The sequence below is a fragment of the Kordia antarctica genome (assembly GCF_009901525.1).
GTDB lineage: Bacteria > Bacteroidota > Bacteroidia > Flavobacteriales > Flavobacteriaceae > Kordia > Kordia antarctica.
In genome coordinates, this window is record NZ_CP019288.1 from 2,375,341 (window position 1) to 2,401,179 (window position 25,839).

Sequence of the window (25,839 nt, forward strand, 5' to 3'; positions counted from 1 at the left end):
CTTCGATTTCGATTTCATTTTCGATTTCATTTTCATTTTCATTCCCAATTTTTGGAACACTCTTTGTTTATTCTTAAATTATAACATCACGTTAAGACATATTTACATTAAAATACTTACTTTACATACGCAAAAACGGAATTTGTAGTTTTATATAGAAACAACGGAGAAATACGTTTTATAGTGCGACTTTAATAATGAATTAAAAGATTCCTGCCTGCGCAGGGAATTATTATGAAAAACATCCTAGCTATATTTATGATTGTATTATTTAGTCAACTCTCAAATGCACAACAAGAATATTCCAATCTTTGGAATGAAGTCACTGCTTTGGAGAAAAAAGGCTTGACTAAATCCGCTTTTGAAAAAGTTTCTGACATTCACAAAAGAGCCAAACGCGATCAAAACAATCCGCAAATTATCAAAGCATTTCTGCACAAAGCAAAGTATCAATTGATTTTGGAAGAAGATGCACAGTTGACAATTATCAACGATTTAAAAGCTGAAATAAACACGCAATCTTTCCCAACAAAAAATATTTTAGAAAGTATTTTGGGCGATTTGTATTGGCAATATTTCTCAAACAATCGGTATCAATTTTACAATCGATCAGAAACTGCTGAAAAAGTAGACGCCAACGATTTTAGAACGTGGGATTTGAATACATTATTTAAAGAAATATTTGTTCATTTTAAAGCGTCTCTCAAGAATACAGCTCAATTGCAAAAGCTAGATTTATCAGCATATGATGCAATTTTAACACAAGAAAAAGGTTCTAAAACATTTCGCCCAACAGTATATGATTTCTTAGCTCACAATGCGCTTGACTTTTATAAAACAAGCGAAAATAACATTACAAAACCTTCCGATACGTTTGAAATTGACGACACAGAATATTTGTGTGATTCCAAACTATTTTCGGAAATGAATTTGATGACGAAAGATTCGCTTTCGCTAGAATTTAAAGCACTTGAAACCTATCAAGAATTAATTCGTTTTCATTTAAAAGACAAATCGCCTGAAGCATTAATCAATGTAAATATTGAACGTTTATATTATGTTCAACAAAAAGCAACATTTGATGATACAACAGAAAAACTGATTGAAGCATTTCAAAACGAAAAAACGACATATCAATCGCATCCGTATTCGGGAATGTACGACGCAGAATCAGCCGTTTTACATCAACGTTTAGCTGCTAATTATGCAGAAGATCGCACAGAAAAATACCAATGGGAATATAAAAAAGCATTGGAACTTTGTGAAGCTGTGATTTCAAAATTTCCGAACAGCATTCCTGGAGAAAAATGTAAAATCATTAAAGAAGGAATTTTACAACCAAGTTTAGAAATTACCACAGAAATATTTAGTCCGATCAATCAACATTCTAAAGTATTGATCAATTATAAAAATGTGGAACGCATGTATTTTACATCACGTAAAATATCGAAAGAACAACACGAACAACTTTCTAAAATATATGATAAAAATCAACGGTATGCATATATACAAAAACTAACTATTGACCAAGCGTGGAATGCAACATTGCCAACCGAAAACGATTATCAGTCACACACTACGGAAATCGCTGTGCCACCATTGGCAAACGGTTCTTATATAATTACCGCTTCTCCAACAGAGAAATTACTGAGAGTTTTCTTTGCATACGGAATCGTACAAGTTACCGATATTGCAGTTACCAATAAAAATGCAGGTTCTAATTACATCTTTCAACTTACCGATAGAAATAATGGAAAACCAATTCCGAATCAAGAAGTAACTATTACGTATCAATTAGGATATAGAGGCGAAAAAGTAACTAAAAAATTAACGACAGATGCTTCAGGAACTGTCGTATTGGAAGGTAATAGAGCATATAATTTCAATAACGTAGAAATTAACGTTTCTTCAGAAAATGATGTTGCCTATTTTGGTGAATTTAATTTTTATTCAAGGTATCGAGGTGAAAATACAGATGTTATAAAAACACTCTTTTTCTTTACAGATAGAAGCATTTATAGACCTTCACAAATTGTATACTTCAAAGGAATTCTTATTGAACGAGAAGGAAAGAAATCTAAAGTCCTTGCCAACGAAAAAGTGGAAGTTGTTTTCCGTGACGCGAATCATCAAGAAGTAAAAACAACAACATTTACCACAAACGAATACGGTTCTATTAAAGGTGAATTTGTAATTCCAAATAGCGGCTTGACAGGGAATTTTTCCATCATCGCAAAAACAAGCGATAAAACTCTTGGAACTACTAATTTTTCTGTGGAAGAATACAAACGTCCAAAATTTGAAACTAACTTTTTACCTATAACAGAAACATTTTCGGTAAACGACACCGTAATTGCCAAAGGAAATGCAAAAGCATTCGCGGGAAGCAATATTTCAGATGCAAAAGTTACGTATACGGTAAAACGTACGCCGCGCTATCCGCAATGGGTTTATTGGAGAAATCCGTATGTAAACTCAGCTTCACAACAAATTACAAGCGGAGAAACAACGACAGATGCTTCTGGAAATTTTGAAATTTCGTTTAAAGCGATTCCTGATGCAAGTGCCGATAAAAAATTATTACCTGTTTTTGATTATGAAATTAACGCAGATGTTATAGATATTAATGGTGAAACCCGAAGTACTTCAACAATTGTTCACGTAGGTTATCACACTTTAAAAGGAAACGTTATTGTTGATAGTAAGTTAGATGCGACAAAGAAAGATCACACACTTGAAATTATTACCAAAAACTTAAACAACGAAAAAGTTGCTGCAAAAGGAACGATAACCATTCACAAATTACAAGCACCAAATCGTGTGTTGCGAAAACGCAGATTGGGAATTCCTGATTATGTTTCCATACCTGAAACTGAATTCAAAAAATTATTTCCGCATGAAGCTTTTTCAAAAGAAGAAGTTGATTTTAAACAATGGAAAAAAGGTAAAAAGGTAGTAACCGAATCATTTGATACTGGAACATCAACCAAACTCGAATTAGGCAATATAAAACGTTGGGAATCTGGAAAGTATGTGATTGAGTTGACAATGATTGACGCAAACGGGAATGAAATAAAAGATATTGTATTTACCGATGTTTGGAATCCGAACGATAAAACGACAGCAGACAATAAATTGTTAGAAGTTTCTCTTGACAAAGATGAATATTTGCCAAATGAAGAAGTTGTATTCACGATAAATTCTGCAATAAAAAATCTTTATGTAACCGTAGATATTGAAAAAGGACAACGCATTATTGAATCGTATGTCGTTCACATGGAAAAAGGCAAACAAACCTTTAAAATTCCTGTGGATAAAAAAGATGAAGGCGGTTTTAAAATTCATTGTTCTGCAACAGTTTTTAATAGTTTTATTGGCGAACAAGTTCATGTAATCGTTAACTATCCGCCATCGGAATTAACGATAGAAACTACTACTTTTAGAGATAAATTAAAACCTGGACAAGAAGAAACTTGGAGTTTCCGCATCAAAGGCACAAAAGGTGAAAAAGTTGCCGCAGAAGTATTATCAAGTATGTATGATGCTTCTTTGGATGAATTTAAGTCACATGCATGGCAATTTTCTCCAATGTATCAACCACAATATTACAGTTACATTAATATCAATGGCGAACGAAGTTTTGGCGTTACTAGTTTCTTAAATTATTTAGAATTTGATAAAAAATATTACAAAACACAATCGTTTGATGGTCTTAATATGTTTGGCTTGTATTTTGGAAATCCACGACGCATGAGAGGAAGAATGTTGATGAAGAGTAAAAGTGAAAATGTATCTACGCAAAGAATGATGAATGTTGTAGAAATGGATGAGGAAGTATCATATTTAAGTGGAGTAGTAAATACTAATGTCGGTTATACAAATGGTGATGAACAAGCAGACGATGCTGAAAGTCCTCCTAATATTTTAAACGCAAAAGACCCTCAAGAAATAGACAGAAAGGATGAAACCGTTGTTCCACGAAAAAATTTACAAGAAACAGCGTTTTTCTTTCCACAATTACAAACTGACAAAGACGGAAATGTTTCGTTCAATTTTACAACTCCAGAAGCATTAACGAAGTGGAAAGTACAATTGTTAGCACATACGAAAGAGTTGCATTCTGCAACAAAAACCTTGACAACCGTAACTCAAAAAGAACTAATGGTATTACCAAATGTTCCCCGTTTTTTACGTGAAGGCGACATGATTGTGGTTAGTAGTAAAATTTCTAACCTTTCTGAGAAAAATTTAAGCGGAGAAGCAACATTGCAACTAATCAATCCGATTACAGGAGCTGATTTAAAAAACATACTTTTTGATAGCACAAGCGGACCAAAACAATCGTTTTCGGTAAACGCCGATGGAAATACACAAGTTTCTTGGACATTGGAAATTCCGCAAGGTTTGCAAGCAGTTCAATATACAATTATTGCCAAAGCGGGCGAATATTCTGATGGCGAACAAAATGCATTACCAGTATTATCCAACAGAATGTTAGTGACGGAAACGTTGCCAATGTGGATTCGTTCCAACGAGACAAAAACATTTACATTAGATAAACTCGCGACGACGAATTCAAGTACGTTGCAACATCATAAACTGAGTTTGGAAGTGACTTCAAATCCTGCTTGGTATGCAGTGCAAGCGTTGCCATATTTAATGGAATATCCGTATGAATGTTCGGAGCAAACATTTTCACGTTATTATGCAAATGCGTTGGCGAGTCACATCGCGAATAGCAATCCTAGAATTCAGGAAGTGTTTAATCAATGGAAATCTTCGGATGCTTTGTTGAGTAATTTAGAGAAGAATGAAGAACTGAAATCCTTGATTTTGCAAGAAACACCTTGGGTTCGTGATGCGCAATCGGAAAGTGAACAAAAGAAGCGAATTGCCTTATTATTCGATTTGAATCGAATGAAAAATGAGCAAACTAGAACTTTAGCCAAATTAGATCAAATGCAATTGTCTTCTGGCGCATTTCCTTGGTTTTCTGGCGGACGCGACAATCGATTTATTACACAACATATTATTATTGGCTTAGGACATTTAAAAAAGCTTAATGTTGATCTGAAAAGTGATCCTAAAACTGAGCAAATTATTGAAAAAGCAATTGGATATCTCGATCAAGAGTTTGTGACTGAGTATAACAATCTACGGAAGTATAACAAAAATATTGACCTTTCTAAAGATCATTTATCGCACACGCAATTGCATTATTTATACATGCGAAGCTTCTTTCCAGAGCATAAACAAGCTGCGGAAGTTTCAAAAATTATGGACTATTACAAAGGTCAGATTGACAAATATTGGCTCAATAGAAGTTTATATTCTAAAGGATTAATGGCGTTGATTTCTCACCGAATGGACAATCCGAAAACGGCAACCGCGATACTGCGTTCATTGAAAGAAAACAGTATTACAAGTGATGAATTAGGAATGTATTGGAAAGCAAATTCGTCTTCTTGGTATTGGTATCAGGCGCCAATTGAAACGCAAGCGTTGATGATTGAAGCATTTTCTGAGATTCAAAATGATCTCACTACTGTAGATAATTTAAAGATTTGGCTGTTGAAACATAAACAAACCAATCGTTGGTCAACTACGAAAGAAACATCGGACGCGGTGTATGCATTATTGTTGCAAGGAAGCGATTGGCTTTCGGTTACAGATATGGTGGAAGTTACGGTTGGAAGCAAAAAAATTACGCCTGCCGATTTAGAAAATGTAAAAGTGGAAGCTGGCACAGGATATTTTAAAACTTCTTGGAGCGGAAACGAAGTGAAACCAGAAATGGCAAATGTAACGTTGACGAAAAAAGGAAAAGGAATTGCTTGGGGCGGATTATATTGGCAGTATTTTGAAGATTTAGACAAAATTACAACGGCAGAAACTTCGTTGAAATTAAACAAAAAATTATTTAAACGCACGTACGGAGATCGAGGTGAAATCATTACGGAGATTGACGAAAACAGCAAATTAGAAGTTGGCGATTTAATCCGAATTCGAATAGAATTACGAAACGACAGACCAATGGAATTTGTTCATATGAAAGATATGCGCGCGGCTGGTTTGGAGCCAATTAATGTATTGTCGCAATATAAATGGCAAGATGGTTTGGGCTATTATGAAAGCACAAAAGATGCAAGCACCAATTTCTTTTTTGACTATTTACCAAAAGGTGTTTTTGTATTTGAATACGATTTACGTGTAAATAATGTTGGAAAATTTTCTAACGGAATTACGACGATTCAAAGTATGTATGCACCAGAATTTAGCAGTCATAGTAAAGGTGTACGGATTGTTGTGGAGTAGTTTTTTTGATTTGTTTATTTGAAGATTTGAAGATGTGTCAATTTGAAGATGTGTTACAGCACTAATTCTTCAATAGAAAAACCCGTCAGATTGAGTGAATTTGTAAAGCAAATTTGTATCGAAATCGAACTCTAATCAGAAGATTATTACACTTGTTGTTGTGTAGTTAATGTAACAATTGTTTGATGTACTAATGTAGCAATTATTGGGTTTGAAGATTTGATAATGTGTCAATTTGTTGATTTGTTGATTTGTTTTTCACGAAATCATTAAACCATTGATAATCAATTAGTAATGATATTTAAAATTCCCTAATTAGGTTAGTAAAAAAACTAGCGGAGGTTTTGGATAAAACCTCCGCTAGTTTTTGTTGTTTCCTACGGTAGTTTTTACTAAAACCTAAGCAGGTTTTTTTTCACCTTAGAAACTTCGGCTAAAATCTGTGCTTCAGAATTTCCTCCTACTACAATTAGCACTTTTTTATTTCTTAAAGTTATGTCAAATAAATTTCAAAATGACCAATGAAATTCATTTCTATTTCCTTTATATTTCGACTGCGCCTGATTATCGTTTCAGTTGTTAAAACAAAAAAAAGAGGATAGTTGTAGTATCTATCCTCCTTTTCTGCTAATAATCAACCAATCAAATCAATTTTTTTTATTCCATATCTATAATACCTACTACTTCATAGGCTCTTGTTCCATCTACTTGTACTTTTTCGTAAAGTACATTTGCGTATTCGTAATACGTTTGTCCGTCTAAGGTCACTTTTTCATAATCATCAGGAAGTTCATACACTATAGTCCCTATTTCTGGTTCTACAACTTCATATTCGTTATTTACTTGAACATAGAATATGCCTTGAGAATTGTAATAATCATATGTATTATATCGTACGCGATTATAGTTGCTAGGTAAAACTTTTATTCTAAAACCAACCTTTGGTGCAATTACAATATATCGACCTCTAGACTGCGTATAATATCTGTTATTAGCATAGTAGTAATTTTGACCTTTATGATTTATTACGGTTCTATTTGGTACATTTCTAACAGAAACTACTTTACGTGTTGGCTTTTTGTAGGTGATTTTTGTACTAGACACTCTTTTATTATTTGTTGTAGTCCTCTTAGTAGTTGTCGGCGTTTTTTCAACTTTTTTTGTTGCACTAGTTCTTTTTGTTTGCGCTGAAACTTGTGCTGTAAAAGCCACTAAAAAGACAACTGGTAATATGTATGTTTTCACAAATGCTTTCATAATTTTAAGATTTTAGGTTCAACATTATTTTAATATTTTGACTTTGTTTGACTTTAATAGTTTAAAAGTATCTGAATAAAGTGTTTTAAAAAAAGCAAATAGAAGTTTAGTTATATTGTATCTATGAATAGAGTGATTTTATAGATATGAAAAAGATTAAAATTTCATGATTAAAAAAATCTTATGCTTTGATACTTAATTCTGCTACTTTCTTTTTCTTTTGATGGAAGTTTTTAAAATCAATCAAATCAAAAAATTTTAAACTAGCTCAAATTCTTATTTTCTTTAAGATTTACTGTTTTTTTCTGCGCGCTGGCTTTGGTGCATTTTTAAATTCTTTTTTTGAAATAAAGCCATCTTCATCAGTATCAATCTTCGCAAAATTTTCTTTTAGTGGACCTTTCAATTCATCTTTTGAAAGCTTGCCATCTTCATTGGCATCCATCTCTTTTAAGAGTTGCTCAAAGGTTGGCGGCGCCTTTCTTTCTTGTCTATTTTGCGATTGTGCATTTACACTAACTGTGAATAAGAATGTCAACATTCCTAGTACAACTCCTGTTTTAAATTTGCCGTGTTTCATCTTTTTAAAGTTTAAATAATTAATACTCTTTTTCTATTATTTCTAAGTTTTATCTTAGATTTGATAGTGTAAAAATATCTGTCTTATTCGTGTAAAAAAATGAAAATAGATGGTTACAGAGGTTGTATCGACGAACTTGTCTATTTTATAGAAGTGATAATTTGAGACTTGAAAAATATAGAATTTTTGAAACTTACTATCCTCAAGATAAAGCAACAGAGGTATTTCCTAGTTTCATTTGAATCTTTGTCAAAAATCAAAAGTTTTGTTTTTAGATTCTTGCTTTTGCTGGCATGAAAATTTCAACGGAAGCCTCAAGGCAGAGCTTAGAGGAATTCTTTTTGATTAGAATGAATTTTTATTGATAAATTCCAAAAATTTTGGTTTGTAATGTTCAGAAACTGTAATGCGTTGCTTGTTGATGATTATTTGGCTACGCTCAATAATATCTATATTATCTAATGAAACAATAAACGAACGATGCACTCGCATGAAATGAGTTTCGGGAAGTTCTTCTTCTAAAGATTTTAAACTCATTAGTGTTAGAATGGGTTTTGGATTGTCTTTTAACCATATTTTGATGTAATCTTTTAACCCTTCAAAATATAAAACATCTGCTAGTTTTATTCGCAATTGCTTGTATTCTGATTTTACAAAAAGAAATTCTTTTTCTTCGGAAATGCTATGTTGCTGTTTCCCCTTTACCAAGGCAAACCAAGTATTTGCTTTGTTGGCTGCTGCCAGAAACTCTGCATAGTCAAATGGTTTTAAAAGATAATCTAGCGCTTCTACTTTGAAACCTTCTAACGCATATTGATCAAAAGCAGTGGTAAAGATAACGCGTGTTTCTTTGGGTAACATTTTTGAAAATTCAATTCCTGTTAAATCGGGCATTTGAATGTCTAGAAATAGTAAATCTACGGGTTCAGATTTTATAAACTCCAACGCTTCAATTGCACTACTACACTTTTTTTTGAGTACTAAAAACGGTGTTTTCTCCACATAGCTTTCTACTAAGTTAAGTGCCATAGGTTCATCATCTACAATAACACATGTAATTTTTAGGTTGCTCATAATTTAATTGGTTTCTATTTCTAGTTGTGCTACAAAACGATCATTTTTTACAAATGTTTTAAATGCATTTTTAGTAGGATAGAGTAATTCTAAGCGTTTTTCTATGTTAGGAATTCCTATTCCAGAACCGCTTTTGTCTTCTGTTTTTTTAGGAAAATTATCGTTTTCTATGGTAAATAAAACTGTTTTTTCATGGTAAGTCATCTGAATATCAATTGTACTTGGTTTGCTTGCAGATACACCATGTTTGAAAGCATTCTCAATTAGTGAAATAAATAATAAAGGTGCTATTTTGATTCCTGTTTCTTCGGAAGGAAAGTTATAATTTACCTTTGTTTTATCTGACACACGCAATTTCATCAAATCGATATATTTTTTCATAAAATCGATTTCTTTTGATAGCGAAACTAATTCTTCATTGGTTTCATATAACATATAGCGCATCAGTTTACTTAAACTGTGAATAGATTTTTTAGCTTCATCTGGCGAAATATCTACCATCGCATAAATGTTATTTAACGAATTAAAAAAGAAATGCGGTTGCAATTGGTAATGTAGATGTTGCAGTTCTGATTTTAATTTTATGTTAATTGCTTCTTTACGTTCAGCTTCAGTTTTAACCCACCGTTTAGTGCTTTTTATTGCTATTGAAAATAGTAAAGGTGCCATATATGATAGTATCTGAATGTACACAAACATTTTAAAAAGAGGTCTTCCGTTGTTAGTTTCATCAGAACGTTTTTTTATTAAATCTGTAAAATAGGTGTCTTCTATGTATTCTTTTAAAAATAAGAATCCGATTATAATTACAGCATTAATAATAATAAACTGTACCATTTTTTTAGGAAACAAAAATTTATCTATTAATATAAAATAATTGAGATAAAATATAATCGCCGAAAACACTAACGGAATCCAAAAGTGTGCTATTAATCTGTTGATCTCTTGCGTTTGTCCATACGACAATAAATATGGCATACTGAATAGTACAAGCCATACTAGCAAGTGAGAAAAGATTGTTATTATTTTGTTTTTAGTCATAACTAATTATTCATAACGTAAAGCAATTATTGGATCTAAAGCTGATGCTTTTCTAGCTGGATACCATCCAAAAAAGATTCCTGTCACAGCACATACAGCAAATGATATTACTATTGAGTATAAGGCAACGCTTGTAGGCCAATTTAAGAATTTTTCGATAAACATGGTTGATGCGAGTCCTAAAAGTACACCTAAAATTCCGCCAGTTATACTGATTAGCACGGCTTCAATTAAGAATTGCATTAAAATATCAGCTCCTTTTGCTCCAACAGCCATTCTTAAACCAATTTCTTTGGTACGTTCTTTTACAGAAACATACATGATATTCATAATTCCAATACCTCCAATTAATAACGAAATACTAGCAACTGCCACTAATAATAAAGTTAACATCTCACTTGTAGAACTAAAAGTAGAAATAAGCTCTTCCATAGATTGTACACTAAAATCGTCTTTATTTGGATTAGATATTTGATGTTGAATTCTCATAATTTCTGAGACTTCAGTAACAGCATTTGGCGCATCGTCTTCACTTATTGCCGAAGCCATAATTTGATTGATATAATCAATAGCCAAAATACGTTTTTGTACGGTTGTATATGGTGCAATAACCACATCATCTTGGTCTTGACCAAAGGTGTTTTCTCCTTTTACTTCTAATACACCAATGACTTTAAATGGAATATTATTAAAACGAATCATCTGTCCAATAGGATCTTGCCCATCAGGAAACACATTGTCCACGACCGTTTGCCCAATAAGTGCCACTTTAGAAGCCGTTTTTACTTCGGCATCTGTAAACATACTGCCGCTTTGCAAATCAACTACTTTAATTTTGAGATAATCTGGATTTACGCCATATATACTTGATGGCCAGTTGTTAGAACCATTTATAACTTGTCCTTTACCAGTAACCAATGGTGTTGCATAACTTAAAAAGGTGGCTTGATCTTTAACGGCTTCATAATCTTTAAGGGTAAGTGTTTGCATCTCATCTGCACTTGCGCGAACACCACCACTTGAAGCAGATGCTGGTCTGATAGTAATTATATTAGAACCCATACTTGAAATGTTTTCGCGAATACTTTCTTTAGAGCCTTCACCAATAGCGAGCATTGCAATTACAGATGCCACACCTATAATGATGCCTAACATAGTTAGTAAAGTTCTCATTTTATTAAGAACGATGGCTTTAAAAGCGATTTTGAATAAATTTAATAGTCTCATAATTAATGGTTTTCTTTCGGTAATTTTGCTAACTGTTCTTCTGCCGATTGTACTTTGTGATTTTTATAATCCTGAATTATATTTCCATCTTTTAAAACAATGGTTCTACTGCTAAACGTTGCAATATCTTGCTCGTGTGTTACGAACGTGATGGTGATGCCCTGTTTGTTCAATTCTTGAAAGAGAGACATAATTTCGTAAGAAGTTCGTGTGTCTAAGTTTCCTGTTGCTTCATCTGCAAGAATCATTACTGGATTGTTTACCAACGATCTTGCAATAGCAACACGTTGTTGTTGTCCTCCCGAAAGTTGCGAAGGCGTATGATCCATTCTATCTCCCAAACCAACCATTTCTAATGCTTTAATGGCTCTTTTTCTTCGTTCTTCAGTAGAAACTTTACTGTTGTATAGCAATGGTAATTCTACGTTTTCAAGAGCTGAGGTTCTTGCTAGTAAATTGTAGGATTGAAAAATGAATCCAATTTTTTCGTTTCTAATGGTTGCTAATTGATTTCGGCTTAAGTCTTTTACAGATACACCATCAATTTCATAGATTCCTGATGTTGGCTGATCTAAACATCCTAAAATATTCAACATCGTACTTTTTCCAGAACCAGATGAACCCATAATGGTTACAAACTCACCTTCTTTAATGTCAAACGAAATCCCTTTTAACGCGTGAACGGTTTCATTGCCCATCGTAAACTCACGTTTTAAGTCTTCTATTTTTATAATTTCTTTGCTCATCATATTATCTTTTTCTTCCACCTCGCGTTTGTTGTGGCATAAATGGACTTTCGCTTTTATCTGTTGTTTTTGTTTCAGAAGCACTTACGCCTTCTAAACTGTACACTAATTTGTCACCTTCAGAAATACCTTCTAAAATTTGAACGTTAACACCATCACTTGCTCCCAAAGTGACTTTTTGAGATTTTATTTCTCCAGTACTACTGTAAACCCAAACAACGCTACCATTCTCTTTATTTGTTGATGACCTATCTGTTGATCTTTCATTAGACGCTTCAACTTTTATATTTTGTTGTTCGTTATACGCTGCTAATTGTGCAGGTGTAGGTTTAAAATTAATGGCCTTTGCTTGGGCAGTTAACACACTATTTAACTCTAAGGTGTAAATTGAAATGGTTGCTGTCAATCCTGGTTTTAGTTTTAAATCTTCATTTTCCGCTTTAATAACAACTGTATATGTCACCACATTTGAAGTTACTGTTGGATCTAATCGTACTTGCGTTACAACGCCATTAAAGGTTTCGCCTATGTAAGCATCTACAGTAAACTCAACACGTTGTCCATCTTTTACTTGTCCTATATCAGCTTCGTCAACATCTGCTTCTACTTGCATTTCTTTTAAATCTTGTGCAATGGTAAATAATGTTGGCGTGCTTAAACTTGCCGCAACGGTTTGTCCTTCATCAATAGCTCTAGATAATACAACACCATCAATTGGCGAATAAATATTGGCATATCCTAAGTTGGTTCTAGCCGATTGCAAATCAGATAAACGTTGAGTTACTGTTCCTATTGCTGTTTGATAATTGAATTCTGCATCGTCAAAATCTGATTTACTAATTACTTGATTATCATACAAGGTTTTTTGTCTGTCATATATTGTTTTCATGTAATTTCTTTGACTTACCGCATTATCATATGCAGCTTGCGCTTGCGTTTTAGAAGCGTTTAAATTTGTCTTATCCAATTCGGCAATAAGCTGACCTTCTTTTACTACGCTGTTATAGTCTACGTATATTTTTTCGACAACTCCAGATACTTGTGTACCAACTTCTACTTGTGTAATTGGTTCCATAGTTCCTGTTGCTGTAACCATTGTGGTTACGTTTGCTTTTTTAACCGCAACTGTTTTAGCTTCTATAATAATAGCATCTTCGCCTTTTATAAAACTGTATCCTACAATAGCTATAATGACTACTATAATGCTAGTTATGATGATATTTTTTTTAGTTTTCATGTAAGTATGTTTAATGTTATTTTAATGGAAACATGCTGTTTGCTATTAATCATTTTCTTAGTTGACAAGCTTTTTAGCATGTTCAATTCATGTGGTATTGATTAAAGTTTGATTTCGTTTCCTTGATAGAATTGTACTAATTGATGGTATAAAATATTTAAGTATTTGGCTTGTAAATAGTTTTGTTGTGCGTTAGTGAATGTGTTTTGACTTATCACTAAATCGGTTGTACTTAAACCTCCTAATTCATACTTTTTTTGTGCTAATTTGTACGATTGCTCCGATGCAACTTTTGAAGCTTCCGCTGCAATGACTTGCTCTTGTGCAGATACTGCATTTTGATACGCTGTTTCTACTTTTTTATAAATTTCCTTTTCAGTTGACTGCTTTTGTATTGCTGCTTTCTCTATATTTATTCTAGCGGTTTGTACTGCCGCTTTTGTTTCGTTTCTATTAAATATTGGAATCGTTAAAGTCAAGCCCAATTTTTGATTAAAATTCACATTAAATTGATCTGAGAATGTATTATCATTGATGCTTGTATATCCAGAACCAATACTTCCTGTTAACGATAATGTTGGCAAATATCTACCTTTGGCAATAACAAGTTCATTCTCGTTTGCCGCAATGTTTAAATTGCTTGCCTGAATTTCTGGCAGAAACCCTAAAGCGTTCGTATACACCTCAACCTTATCAAGTTCTAGATTTATGAGATCCATGTTTTCGTCAATGCTCTCAATTTCCAAATCTTCCAGTGGAGATAATTCCAATAGTTGTTTTAATTGGATTATATATTGTTGGTACTCGTTTTTAGCTGAAATCAGATTGTATTTGTTCGTTGCTGCTTGGCTTTGCGCTTCGGTATAATCGCTCAATGCAATAGTTCCTGCATCTAAACGTGCTTTTGCTCTTAGAACTTCTTTTTCTGAAGCTGCTAAATTATTTTCCGAAATAACAATATTTTCTTTACTGTAGAGCGTTTGTAAATAGGTTTCTAAAAGATTTAAAATGATGTTGTTTTTTTCTACTTCTTCTAAAAAAATACTTTGGTCGAATCGTATTTTATTTTGTTTAATTTGATTGTTAATTTGATTCCCTTGAAACAGCGTTATAGAACTATTTATTCCAACATTTGTACTGTGTATTTGATCTGTAACGTAACTACTTGTAATAGGATCAATAGTATTTCCATTAGAAAAACTTTGTGAAGCACTCCCAAATAAATTCGGTAATCTTGACGATTTCGCTTTGCTATAATCTACTGCTGCAATGTTTGTATTTAATGCAGCATCTTTAACCGTAATGTTATTTTCTAAAGCGTAGGTAATACAATCTTCCAACGACCAAACTTTTGGCGATGAGTTTTTGGTAGCATCTTGTGCAAACGAGAACTGCACAAATAATAAGCTTGCAATGATTAGATATAATTTCATTTTTTGAATGTTTTGATTTAACACTTCAAAAGTGAGACAATATCCTTTCTTCCTATAAAGAAATAGACGTTTGAGACAATTGACTATACAAAAGCCATAAATTTATCGATAAGATTTTTGTAAAAGTTATAAAATAGTTGCTATATCATTATTTCTACTAAGCTACCTTATTCGCCTAATTATTTACCCACCACAAGTATATGTACGCACATTTTGTGTAATGTACGTGTATTGTAATTTACGGAATAATACGCTTTTCTTGCCTCTTAAAAATTTGGAGTTTTGTAAAAGAAGTTCTAACCAAGTTTCTTATTGAAAGAAACACAATATTATTTAATCATCTTAAAAACAAATTATTATGAGTAGATCAACTTTAATTTTGAATCCCGCAACAACAGGAAGTGCGCAAATTAACCCAAAAAAATTCCCTGCAAACATTATTCTTACGTTTAGCCCACAAGATCAAGCGCAAGCTTTTTATGGACTTAATGGAACTAAACCTTCAATTCCATTAAAGCCAGGGCAAAGTGTAGAAGTTACAGTCACAAGCAACTCTTTACAGTTAGATTATAGAATTGTAAGTGGAGAAGCAAAATTAGCTTGGGAATTATAATCTCAAACTTGAGGATAGAAAAGGTGCGGAGGTTTTACCCAAAACCTCCGCTAGTTTTTGTTGTTTCTTGCGGTAGTTTTTACTAAAACCTAAGCAGGTTTTTTTTGAGTGCTCTTTTGAGTATGAATTTTGATAAAAGTCTGTACGATTTGAAGATTAATTTATGTTCCCTAAAAAACAATTTTGATAGTATCATATGATACTATCAGAACATATAATTATTGAAATCTTAATTCTTATATGTTTCATAAGTTATCGCTTCATTATTCCAATTAATTTTGTTGGATTAGTAGGTTCCTTGGTCTTATCATAACTAAATGTATCCAAACTGTAAGGATAATCATAGTATCTAAGTTCTAAAGTGTCTGCAGAATTAAAATGAATTTTGTATTCAATTTGTCGATCATATCGGACATTCCAATTGATTGTGAGCACATCATCCTTACAATTACACAAACCACTATCAGCAACTTCACCATATGGCGTATAATATATAATTGAATCTTTTCCAATCTCTAACCACCTACTTGACATTCCTCCGTTGAAAACATCTTTTTCCAATGCGTTTTTATGAAGTCTTGATCTTATTTTAAACTTACCAATAATCTTTTCACACAATTCAGATGATGTATAAAACGACTTCGTATCTACACCATTATTATCTCTCCATTCGGATGATTTTTCAGCATTTACATTTAATTTGTTAGAATTTGCACAGCTAATAACTATAAATATTCCGAAAAGTAATCCACTTATTTTTTTCATTGTAATCATAAATTATATAGAACTATTTATTTTTAAACTCAACTCTCGAAGTTGGTTCATTATTAAATTGAACGTACTTAATAACTGTTCTTTTTTGTCCAATTTCTTCTAAAGCATCATCAAATGTAAATGTATATTCCATTTCAAATTTACAATTGCAAGAACAATGGCGACCAAAAGGATGATAGATGATATTTAACGTAGCTTTATCAATAATTTCTGCTTCACATAAAAACGCTGAGCAACAGTTTTCTACTGCTGAGAATGTAATGCTAAAAGAATCTTCTTTAAACGTTATTTCACTAATTGTTTTATCACTATTTGCCACTTCAATACTATCATCAGAATCTTCGCATTCGTCTACTTTTATAGCTGTGAGTCTGTAACCATTTACTGTTCTTAGATATCGGAGCTTTACACTTTCATCGAATATTTGACTTCCTTTTGGCGCAATTATTTTATTTTGAATTTGGTTAGAAACTACTGTGTCTACTTGCTTTTCCTGAAGAATTATAGCTGCTTTTTTAGTGTGTTCGGGTTTTGTTTCTGTTTGATGCGTTTTTGTTTCACAACTAAAAAGTAACATTAAAATTATCAAAACTGCACCTATTCTATTTTTAGAAAATCTCATCATTTCCTTTTTAATAATACTCAATTTCAAAAGTGGTTTCTTTATGAATCATTTTTTCGCCGCCAATATAATAAGCGGATATGATGGATTTCGGATTTCCTTTTTCGTCATATAAATATTCGTATTCTACTTCTAATTTTTGAAGATTTCCTTTTTGATAGAATTGTAGATTCCCTGCTACAATATGCATTCTATGATTAGCATCAAACGTAATTTTATAAACTTCTTTTTCGTCGCCATTTTCCATAATATACGAACGAATTTTATTTTTTTCTGAATATTGAAATGTTCCAGTTTGTATACTTTCTTTAGAACCAACCACAGGAAATTCCATGTATTTCTGTTTTTCTATCGGAATGGAAGTATCGTAGTAATCATATAAATAACGTGTGTATACGGTTTGAAATTTCTCGACTAAATTATCCGCCGAATATGTATACGTAGTTTTATAAATATCAATGACTTCGCCAAATTTATCATACATTTCTTTGCTTTTAACGCGTCCGTTTTCATAGGTTATTCGTTCCAACGCTTTGTCTTCAAATTGACTTCGCCAAAGTGTGGATGATTCATCTTCATGATTGTATTCTTCTGTGAGTAAGCTTTCAAAATATTTGACAGAAATCAATCGGTTTTTTTCATCATACGTATAAGAAACACTGTCATTATTATTATAAAAAGCAGTCAAACGATCATTTTCATACACATAATAATCATCGCCTTTTTCTTCATATTCATATCCTAAATCGTCATTCAATTCATTTTTGATGATTTTTATAGTTTTATTTTCTGCTGTTTTGACAATTGCTTTCGGAGTTTCCAAATGATTGATTTCCTGCTTAGAACTCTCCACACCAAACGAATATTCACGCTTTACCGATTTTTCAAATTCTCCTTTTGTATTGACAAACATGGTTGTTTTTTCCAATGTTATTACATCAACACCAATTTCGTATTCTTTAAATGTGCGAATCACCTTTTTTACGTTTCCATTGTATTTAGAAGGATCAGAAATGTTTTCATTGTCCAAATACGTATAAAAAGATTTTTCTGGCGATGGAAAACTTGGCTTGGAAAATTCCTGTGCGTGTACATTCGCGAAAGCGAAACAGAAAGAAAGTAAGAGTATAGAATGGTTTTTCATGTGGTGTTGGGTTTGTCGCTTTGCTTTTTTGTCTTTTTGTAGATTTGTTGATTTGTTTCACTTTTCAGCTGCAATTTTCATTTCGATAGCTTCGCTTGGTATTTTCAATCAAAATGTATTTTGATTTCAATAATGCTCAATGCGGCGCACTTTTCACTTTCAACTTTCAACTTTCAACTTTTTTCAAAAGCAGCAGTTCTTTTAAGTTGTTCTTCCAAATTCCATTCAAAGTTAAATCTATTTTTAAGAAATTCCGCGATTGGTTCAAGTCCAATTTTGGCTCTTCTTTTGTCAATATTTGCTGGATCAAAAACTGGCCAAACATTAAAACTTTTCGTTTCTGGATAATATTTCATTTGTCCACCATAAATTTGTAAATCGCCAGTTTCGGTGGCAATTCTATCTACTGCTCTAGCCAAAAAACGAGGTTCTAATTTTTTGTCTTTTACTGCTTGGCGCATCATCGGAAGATATTTTATTCTAGTTTCATTTTCAGCATGCTGAATAACGTTACATAGTGTCAAATTTCCGCGTTCGCCAATCATTTCTTTCGTTGGCCAACCATACGTATTTAAAATAGCAATTACTTTCTTTTCATTGATATCGTGGTTTTGTTTATATACTATTTGATGCTTTATAAATTCTTCAGATTCTGCACCGTGACTTCTCATTGCTGCATCTCGCAATCGTATAGGAGTTTGTTCGGTTTCCCAAATTGTATCTAAAACTACGATGAGGTTTTTAGGAGTATCTTTTAGTTTTTCTTGACTAAAACACGAAATCGAACATAGAAAAAAGAGTATTGGTATAAATTTCATTTTTATAGTTTTAATCGGTTTAATCTAAATATTAATATTTGAATATACGGAATTCCTACTGTTTGTTATTTGTTTATTCGTTGTTTGTTGATTTGTTTATTCGTTGTTCGTTGTTCAATATTCGAAAATAAGCAATCGTCAATCTTCAATCGTCAATCAAAAATTCGTTTCCCTAATTCATACGACACGTTCACTAATTGGTCATTGTGTATTTATTACTATTTGAAGTTATTTGCTTTGTAAACCAACCCAAATACGATGAGAAATTTTTACGTAATCAGCATTTTTACCATTTTATGTTTTCAATTGAGTCTTGCACAACACAACTACGGAAAAGATTGGCAAAAGGTAGAAAATCTAGAGTTAAAAGGAAAATTAACTTCTGCCAATAAAGTTGTACAACGCATTTATAAAAGAGCTGATAAAGAACAAAATACGGAACAAATTATAAAGAGTTTCATATACAGTTCAAAGTTTTCATTACTGTTAAAGGAAGATGCAGAAAGCTTAATTTTCAATCAATTACAAAAAGAAATAGATAAACAATCGTTTCCTACGAATGCAATTTTAGAAAATATTTATGCCGATTTTCTGTCTCAATATTTAAAAAAACATCAATACAAAATTCGTTCGCGTTCGTATGTAAAAACAGCTGTTGTTGCTAACGATTATCAAATTTGGGATATACAAACGTTTTTAATTGAAATTAATCGTCACTTTCAAAATTCTATTCAACAGGAAAAAGCATTGCAACAACTTCCCGTAAAAGATTATTTGGCGTTTATGAAAGGGAAAGGAAATACGCTTCCATATAGATCAACATTATATGATATTTTAGCGCATAATATGTTGGATTTTTATAAAAACAATCTTCCACATCACTATCAAATTCGTGATACAATTACATATTCTAAAGAATATTTTGACGTCAATGGAAGCTTTTTAAAGATTCCTTTTAAAACGACAACAGAAGAAACTTTATCAAAATTTAACACCTTACGATTGTTTCAAAATCTTGAAAAACTGCATCAAAACACTAAAGATGCATATGTTGATGTTGTATTGCAACGCCTAAAGTTTATTGCTACACATTCCGCCGAAAGTGAATCTCGAAATTGGTATGCTGAAGCATTGGTTAATTTGGCAAATAAGTGTGCAAATAATCCTAATGAAGCGTTGCTGAATTATGAAATTGCAACGGAATACATCTATCGCAGTCAAACATTTCAATTGCATAACAACAACGCAACTGTTGATATTTTTAAAACCAAAGCACAACAACTTGCAACACGCACAATTGCGAAATATCCAAACTCTCAAGGAAGCATTAAATGTAAATTGCTTTTAAAAGAAATTGAAAAAGAGTATTTAAAATTTACGGTGGAAGAATTTAGTGTTCCTAATAAACCAATGTTGGCAAGAGTTGAGTTGAAAAACATAGATACATTAAAACTCAAAATATATAAAACCTCAAAAGTTTTCAAACGAAATCATAAACTATACGATGCAGATTCTTTGGTAAAAATATTCGCAAAAACACATGTACCTTTTCTTGAAAAAGAATATATCCTAAAAATTCCAAAAGATTATAATGAACATACAACGGAAATTAGTATTCCAAAACTTCCACTTGGAAAATACTTGATTGTAGCTACAAATACAAAAAATGAACATGACGAAAACTATCTGTTCAAACATGTAAAAACTGTGAAAACCAATATTGCAGTTATGAAAACTGAATACATTGGGAAACAACAATATATTGTAGCTGATAGAACTTCGGGCAAACCAATTTACAAAGCAAAAATTGAAGTCTGGAACGCCAACGGAACTGTAAAACAGAAACTATTTACAAACTTAAAAGGAGAAGCAACTATTGAAAAAAGAGCAGAAGAAATTGCTCTAAATGAAATGATTACATATGAAAAAGATACGCTGGAAATTAGCGGACATTTAGATAGCAAACGTGCAGACAAAAACGATGAAGATGATGAATATTTTGAAGCACGTGCGTTTATACTTATGGACAGAAGTATATATCGTCCTGGGCAAACCATTTATTTTAAAGGAATTGCATTGCAATACAAAAATGAAATAACTAGTGTTGTTCCAAATGTATATTTTGAAGTTTCTATATATGCTAATCGTGATGAAATAAAAACATTCAGACTTAAAACGAATGAATTTGGTTCGTTTAACGAATCGTTTACACTTCCTAAAAATGCGCCTACTGGCGAATATTCTATTTCAATAGATGAAGATTATGAGTATGAAAAGGATGAGAATTATAACGCTGAAGAAGACGAACATCCGTTTTGGGATTATGTTGGCTTTACTGATAGAAATACTTATTTTCAAGTAGAAGAATATAAACGTCCGCGATTTGAAGTAATCCTAAATCCGATTACTGAAAACTATAGATTTAACGATTATGTTATTATCAGCGGAAAAGCAAAAGCATTATTGGGCAGTGTTGTTTCGGAAGCAAACGTAAAATATACTATCAAACGAAAAGGATATTTAAAGGATTATACGAATAACGATCGTGAAAATTTCAATAAAACTATTGTGGTTGCAACCGATACTACAAAAACAGATGCCAAAGGAAACTTCAAAATTTCTTTTGATGCAATTGCTGATTCAAACATAAAAAAAGAAGACTTAAATTATCATTCCTATACTATTGATATAGAGATAATTGATTTGAATGGCGAAACACAAACTGCCGAAAAAACAATTGATATTGGCTATGATGATTTTGAATTTCACACAATTATTCCTTCAGAACATTCCGCAGAAAAACCATTCAACATAGATATCCGAGTGTTAGATTTAAACGGTGTTCCTCTAAAAGCAACAGGGAAACTGAACATTTACAAACGTGAAAATCCCAAACGCACTTACGTAAACCGACCTTGGAAAATGCCCGAAACATATCAAATGCAAAAAGAAGTATTTACGGAACAATTTCCACATTTTACCTATGACAAAAACGATGAAGTGCTATCAAAAATAGAAGACAGTTTATTACTTTCTGAAACGTTTGACATCAACAAAAATAAAATAACAACCTACGATTTTAGCACTTGGGAATCTGGCACATATATTTTAGAAGCGGAGGCAACAACCGAATTTGGTGCTACAAGAGAAATCACCAAAACGTTTACTATAAAAAATAAAAAAGACACTTTTCTCAAAGACAACAGGATCTTCAAATATCACATTCTAAATACCGATTTTATTGAAGATGGCTTTATAGAAATAAAATTACTTTCAAGCTTTCGCGATACTCCGCTTCAAGTTTATATACATAGTTTTCACAAAACAACATTAGAATATTACACAATTACAACCTTGCGAGACGGAATGTCAATCATCAAAATTCCGATTCAAAAAAATTACGACGATCAATTTACTATACATTTTAGTTTTGTGAAATTCAATACGTTTCAGACGGATTATTACACATATAGTTTTAAAAGTAGAAAGAAATATCTAAACATTGAAACGGTAAGTTTTCGCAACAAACTCTTGCCTGGAACACCAGAAACATGGAGTTTTAAAATCACCGATTTTGACAATAACGTGCAACCAACCGAATTACTTGCTTCTATGTACGACGAATCTCTCGATCAAATTGAAAAGCATGAATGGGACGGTTATCAATATTACTTTGGCGAAAACTATTATTCCATCCCAAATGTTGATGCGTATGAAGGTTTCAGAAGTGTAAAAACTTCAAGTTACAGTAGCTTTATTAATGTAACTAAAATTCCCAACTTCAGAGATTATATAAAATTTGATTGGTTTGGATTCAACCTAAACAATACACAATTCAACAACAAACACTATTTAATGGCCTTGAAATATAAAAAGAAGAATGAAACACAACGGTTTGGCAATATAAGTGGCGTTGTCACTGATGATACAGGATTACCTTTGCCTGGCGCAACTGTTCTAATAAAAGGAACTGAAACTGGTGTTACTACTGATTTTGATGGTTTGTATGTTATAAAAGCAAACCCAGAAGACACATTGACATTTAGTTATGTTGGTTTCACAACTAAAAAAATTGTTGTTGGCAATTACAAAAGTATCAATGCTAAATTAGAACCTGGCAATGCATTGGAAGCAGTTGTAATTGTTGCGTATGGCGGCGCTACAACGTACGGTCCTGCAAATAATGGCGTAATTACTGTAAATGGCGAAGTTATAAGTAGAATTCCAACTGGTTCACTTGAGCAAATCCTTTCTGGAGCAGCGGCTGGCGTAAGTGTAAATACAGGAAGTGGACAATCTGGAAGCAGTGCAACTATTATAATTAGAGGAACCGCTACTTTGCAAGGCGATGTAGAACCATTATTTGTAGTCGATGGAGTTCCTGTGAGTCGGGCAGTTTTTAGAAATCTGAATCAAGGAAATATCACATCATTGAGTGTTTTAAAAGATATTTCGGCAACTGCGTTGTATGGAGGTAGAGGCGCAAATGGCGTTGTTCTCATTACTACAAAATACGGAACTACCAAAGAAATTATTGATGGCAAAGAAGTTGTTGTAGGACTTTCAGAAGAAGATATTGAAACCGTAGAAACGCGAAAAGACTTAAAGGAAACTGCCTTTTTCTATCCAAACTTACGTACAAATTCAGAAGGAATTGTTTCGTTTACCTTTACTTCTCCAGAAGCATTAACTCGCTGGAAACTTCAACTATTTGCACATCAAAAAAATGGTGCTTTTGGCAATACTGAAAAAAATGCAGTAACACAAAAAGAACTCATGGTTGTGCCAAATATGCCACGTTTTTTACGTGAAAAAGATACGATTGTCATAGCTTCTAAAATTGTAAATATTCAAAATAAAACTACGAAAGGAATTGCTTCACTTCGGTTATTCGATGCGCAAACAATGGAATCGATTGATGCAAAAGTGCATTTGGCAGCTAAAAATAAAGCATTTACTATTGACGCAAAAGGCAATACAAATGTATCATGGAAACTCTATATTCCTGAAGGTGTAGATGCTATTCAGTATAAAGTTATCGCTAAAGCGGGAAATTACTCAGATGGAGAAGAAAGTGCATTGCCAGTATTGAAAAATAGTATTCTCATCACCGAAGCAAAACCGATTTGGGTAAAAGCTGGAGAAGAAAAAGAAGTAACATTTAGCAAACTTGCCAACAACACAAGTACAAGTTTGAAACATCACAAATTGACGCTGGAATATACATCGAATCCGACTTGGAGCGCGATTCAATCATTGCCATATTTACTAGAATATCCGTATGAATGTGCCGAACAAACCTTCGCACGTTTATATGCCAATATGATTTCAGGATATATTTTGCAAAGTTCTCCCGAAATAAAAGAAGTCTTTGAATCGTGGAAAGCAAACGAACAATTAGTATCTGATTTAGAAAAAAACTCCGAATTAAAAACAATGCTACTTTCTGAAACTCCTTGGGTTCGTGATGCAGCTTCAGAAACGAAAAAGAAACAACGGTTGACACAATTATTTGACAAAAAAACAATGGAGAGTTTGCAATTGGAAATGTTGCTAAAATTAGAAGATATGCAAACTGCATCTGGCGGATTTCCTTGGTTTTCTGGCGGAAAAGAAAATCTGTACATCACACTTCATATTTTACAAACGTATGGACATTTAGTAAAATTAGGTGCTATTTCTGATGAAGAATCAAGCGTAACAGAAATCATGAAAGATGCGTACTCGTTTGCGGATAATCGTTTCTTAATGGCATATTCCATCCAAAAAAAATCAACAAATAAAAGCACATTCAAACAACAATTGCGCTATTTATATACGCGAAGTATGATAACAGCAAAAATGCCTATTTCTAAGGAAGTAAAAAAAGTAATGAATTTCTACTTAGATAATTTACAGAAAAAATGGGTTTTATTATCATTAGAAGAAAAAGCAATGTTGGCACTTTCGTTGGAACGAATGGGAAAACACCGAGAAGCTAAAAAAATTATGGAATCGTTGGAAGAATCTGCTGTAAAAACTACCGAATCTGGCATGTATTGGAAAGAAATTACAGAAGCGCGGTATTCCAATTCGCATGCAGTAGAAAAGCAAGCATTATTGATTGAAGCCTTTTCAGAAATTACAAAAGATGATACAATTGTGCAAGAATTACAATTATGGTTATTGCAACAAAAACAAACGTCGCAATGGGCAACTACGAAAGCCACGACAAAAGCGATTTATGCATTATTGTTGAATCCGACAGCATTTGTTTCTATCAAAGACAATACAGTTTTCACTATTGGAACTAAAAAAATCAAAACTAAAAAACTAGACGAAACTGCCAAAGAAGCAGGTTCAGGTTATTTTAAGACTTCTTGGAACAAAGATGAAATTACAAAAGATAAAGCAACGATAAAGGTTTCAAACAATAGTAAAACGGTTGGTTTTGGCGGCATTTATTGGCAGTATTTTGAAGAATTGGAAAACATTACACAAAATGATGAAGCTTCGTTACAAGTTACAAAAGAGTTATATGTAAAAGAAAAAGAAATGTTGATTCCACTTGCGAAACGTTCGTTGAAAATTGGCGATCTTATCACAGTTCGATTAACAATTAGAAACAAAAAAGACCTCGAATTTATTCACTTAAAAGATATGCGTGCAGCTGGTTTAGAACCTGTAAATGTATTGTCTGAATATAAATGGCAAGACGGAATTGGGTATTTTGAAAGTACACGCGATGCAAGTACAAATTTCTTTTTTGATAGAGTTCCGAAAGGAGTTTTCATCTTAGAATATGAAGTTCGCGTCAATAATATTGGAGAGTTCTCCAACGGAATTACCACGATTGAAAGTATGTATGCGCCCGAATTTAGAAGTCATACCAAAGGAATTCGGATAACAGTAGCTGCTGAGTAAGCCAAGATTATAACTTGCCTACTAAACTATATTTACCTATTTTTGAGTATGAACA

The 25,839-nt window shown here is 32.6% G+C and carries 15 protein-coding genes; 3 read left to right on the top strand and 12 right to left on the bottom strand.

What is annotated here, in order from left to right; translation table 11 throughout:
* Window positions 1-258 precede the first annotated feature (258 nt).
* The gene (locus IMCC3317_RS09640; RefSeq protein ID WP_160129304.1) at window positions 259-6,315 is read left to right on the top strand and encodes an alpha-2-macroglobulin family protein; all 6,057 of its coding nucleotides are present in this window, start codon (window positions 259-261) and stop codon (window positions 6,313-6,315) included.
* 657 nt (window positions 6,316-6,972) lie between these two features.
* Here the strand turns inward: IMCC3317_RS09640 and IMCC3317_RS09645 are convergent.
* The 8 genes from IMCC3317_RS09645 to IMCC3317_RS09680 all read right to left on the bottom strand — a co-directional run bounded on the left by IMCC3317_RS09645 (window position 6,973) and on the right by IMCC3317_RS09680 (window position 14,910).
* Window positions 6,973-7,572: a DUF6515 family protein gene (locus IMCC3317_RS09645; RefSeq protein WP_160129305.1), complete on the bottom strand. Its 600-nt coding sequence runs from the start codon at window positions 7,570-7,572 to the stop codon at window positions 6,973-6,975.
* Window positions 7,573-7,864: 292 nt separating this feature from the next.
* Window positions 7,865-8,152, bottom strand: coding sequence for an EF-hand domain-containing protein (locus tag IMCC3317_RS09650; RefSeq protein WP_160129306.1), 288 nt, complete (start codon window positions 8,150-8,152; stop codon window positions 7,865-7,867).
* Between the two features lie 345 nt (window positions 8,153-8,497).
* The gene (locus IMCC3317_RS09655; protein ID WP_160129307.1) at window positions 8,498-9,226 is read right to left on the bottom strand and encodes a LytR/AlgR family response regulator transcription factor; all 729 of its coding nucleotides are present in this window, start codon (window positions 9,224-9,226) and stop codon (window positions 8,498-8,500) included.
* Window positions 9,227-9,229: 3 nt separating this feature from the next.
* Complete coding sequence (locus IMCC3317_RS09660; protein ID WP_228055021.1) at window positions 9,230-10,204, bottom strand: sensor histidine kinase; 975 nt, start codon at window positions 10,202-10,204, stop codon at window positions 9,230-9,232.
* Between the two features lie 69 nt (window positions 10,205-10,273).
* Window positions 10,274-11,494 carry an ABC transporter permease gene (locus IMCC3317_RS09665; RefSeq protein ID WP_160129309.1) on the bottom strand — a complete coding sequence of 407 codons (1,221 nt, stop codon included), beginning with the start codon at window positions 11,492-11,494 and terminating at the stop codon, window positions 10,274-10,276.
* Window positions 11,495-11,496: 2 nt separating this feature from the next.
* Window positions 11,497-12,240 (bottom strand): ABC transporter ATP-binding protein, encoded by a 744-nt coding sequence (locus tag IMCC3317_RS09670; RefSeq protein ID WP_160131898.1) that lies wholly within the window; start codon window positions 12,238-12,240, stop codon window positions 11,497-11,499.
* A 4-nt stretch (window positions 12,241-12,244) separates the two neighbouring features.
* A complete protein-coding gene (locus tag IMCC3317_RS09675) occupies window positions 12,245-13,477 on the bottom strand; it encodes an efflux RND transporter periplasmic adaptor subunit (RefSeq protein WP_160129310.1) in 1,233 nt (410 codons plus the stop codon).
* Window positions 13,478-13,578: 101 nt separating this feature from the next.
* Window positions 13,579-14,910 (bottom strand): TolC family protein, encoded by a 1,332-nt coding sequence (locus IMCC3317_RS09680; RefSeq protein WP_160129311.1) that lies wholly within the window; start codon window positions 14,908-14,910, stop codon window positions 13,579-13,581.
* Window positions 14,911-15,268: 358 nt separating this feature from the next.
* On the opposite strand from IMCC3317_RS09680, the gene IMCC3317_RS09685 reads away from it, so the two are divergent.
* Complete coding sequence (locus IMCC3317_RS09685; RefSeq protein ID WP_160129312.1) at window positions 15,269-15,523, top strand: hypothetical protein; 255 nt, start codon at window positions 15,269-15,271, stop codon at window positions 15,521-15,523.
* A 252-nt stretch (window positions 15,524-15,775) separates the two neighbouring features.
* Here the strand turns inward: IMCC3317_RS09685 and IMCC3317_RS09690 are convergent, their stop codons facing one another.
* The 4 genes from IMCC3317_RS09690 to IMCC3317_RS09705 all read right to left on the bottom strand — a co-directional run bounded on the left by IMCC3317_RS09690 (window position 15,776) and on the right by IMCC3317_RS09705 (window position 18,881).
* Window positions 15,776-16,288, bottom strand: coding sequence for a hypothetical protein (locus IMCC3317_RS09690; RefSeq protein WP_160129313.1), 513 nt, complete (start codon window positions 16,286-16,288; stop codon window positions 15,776-15,778).
* Window positions 16,289-16,310: 22 nt separating this feature from the next.
* Window positions 16,311-16,919 (bottom strand): hypothetical protein, encoded by a 609-nt coding sequence (locus tag IMCC3317_RS09695; RefSeq protein WP_160129314.1) that lies wholly within the window; start codon window positions 16,917-16,919, stop codon window positions 16,311-16,313.
* A 10-nt stretch (window positions 16,920-16,929) separates the two neighbouring features.
* A complete protein-coding gene (locus IMCC3317_RS09700) occupies window positions 16,930-18,063 on the bottom strand; it encodes a hypothetical protein (protein WP_160129315.1) in 1,134 nt (377 codons plus the stop codon).
* A 173-nt stretch (window positions 18,064-18,236) separates the two neighbouring features.
* A complete protein-coding gene (locus IMCC3317_RS09705) occupies window positions 18,237-18,881 on the bottom strand; it encodes a DUF6624 domain-containing protein (RefSeq protein WP_160129316.1) in 645 nt (214 codons plus the stop codon).
* A gap of 258 nt (window positions 18,882-19,139) precedes the next feature.
* Between IMCC3317_RS09705 and IMCC3317_RS09710 the strand changes: the two genes are divergently transcribed.
* Window positions 19,140-25,784 (top strand): alpha-2-macroglobulin family protein, encoded by a 6,645-nt coding sequence (locus tag IMCC3317_RS09710; protein ID WP_160129317.1) that lies wholly within the window; start codon window positions 19,140-19,142, stop codon window positions 25,782-25,784.
* The last annotated feature ends 55 nt before the right edge of the window (window positions 25,785-25,839 follow it).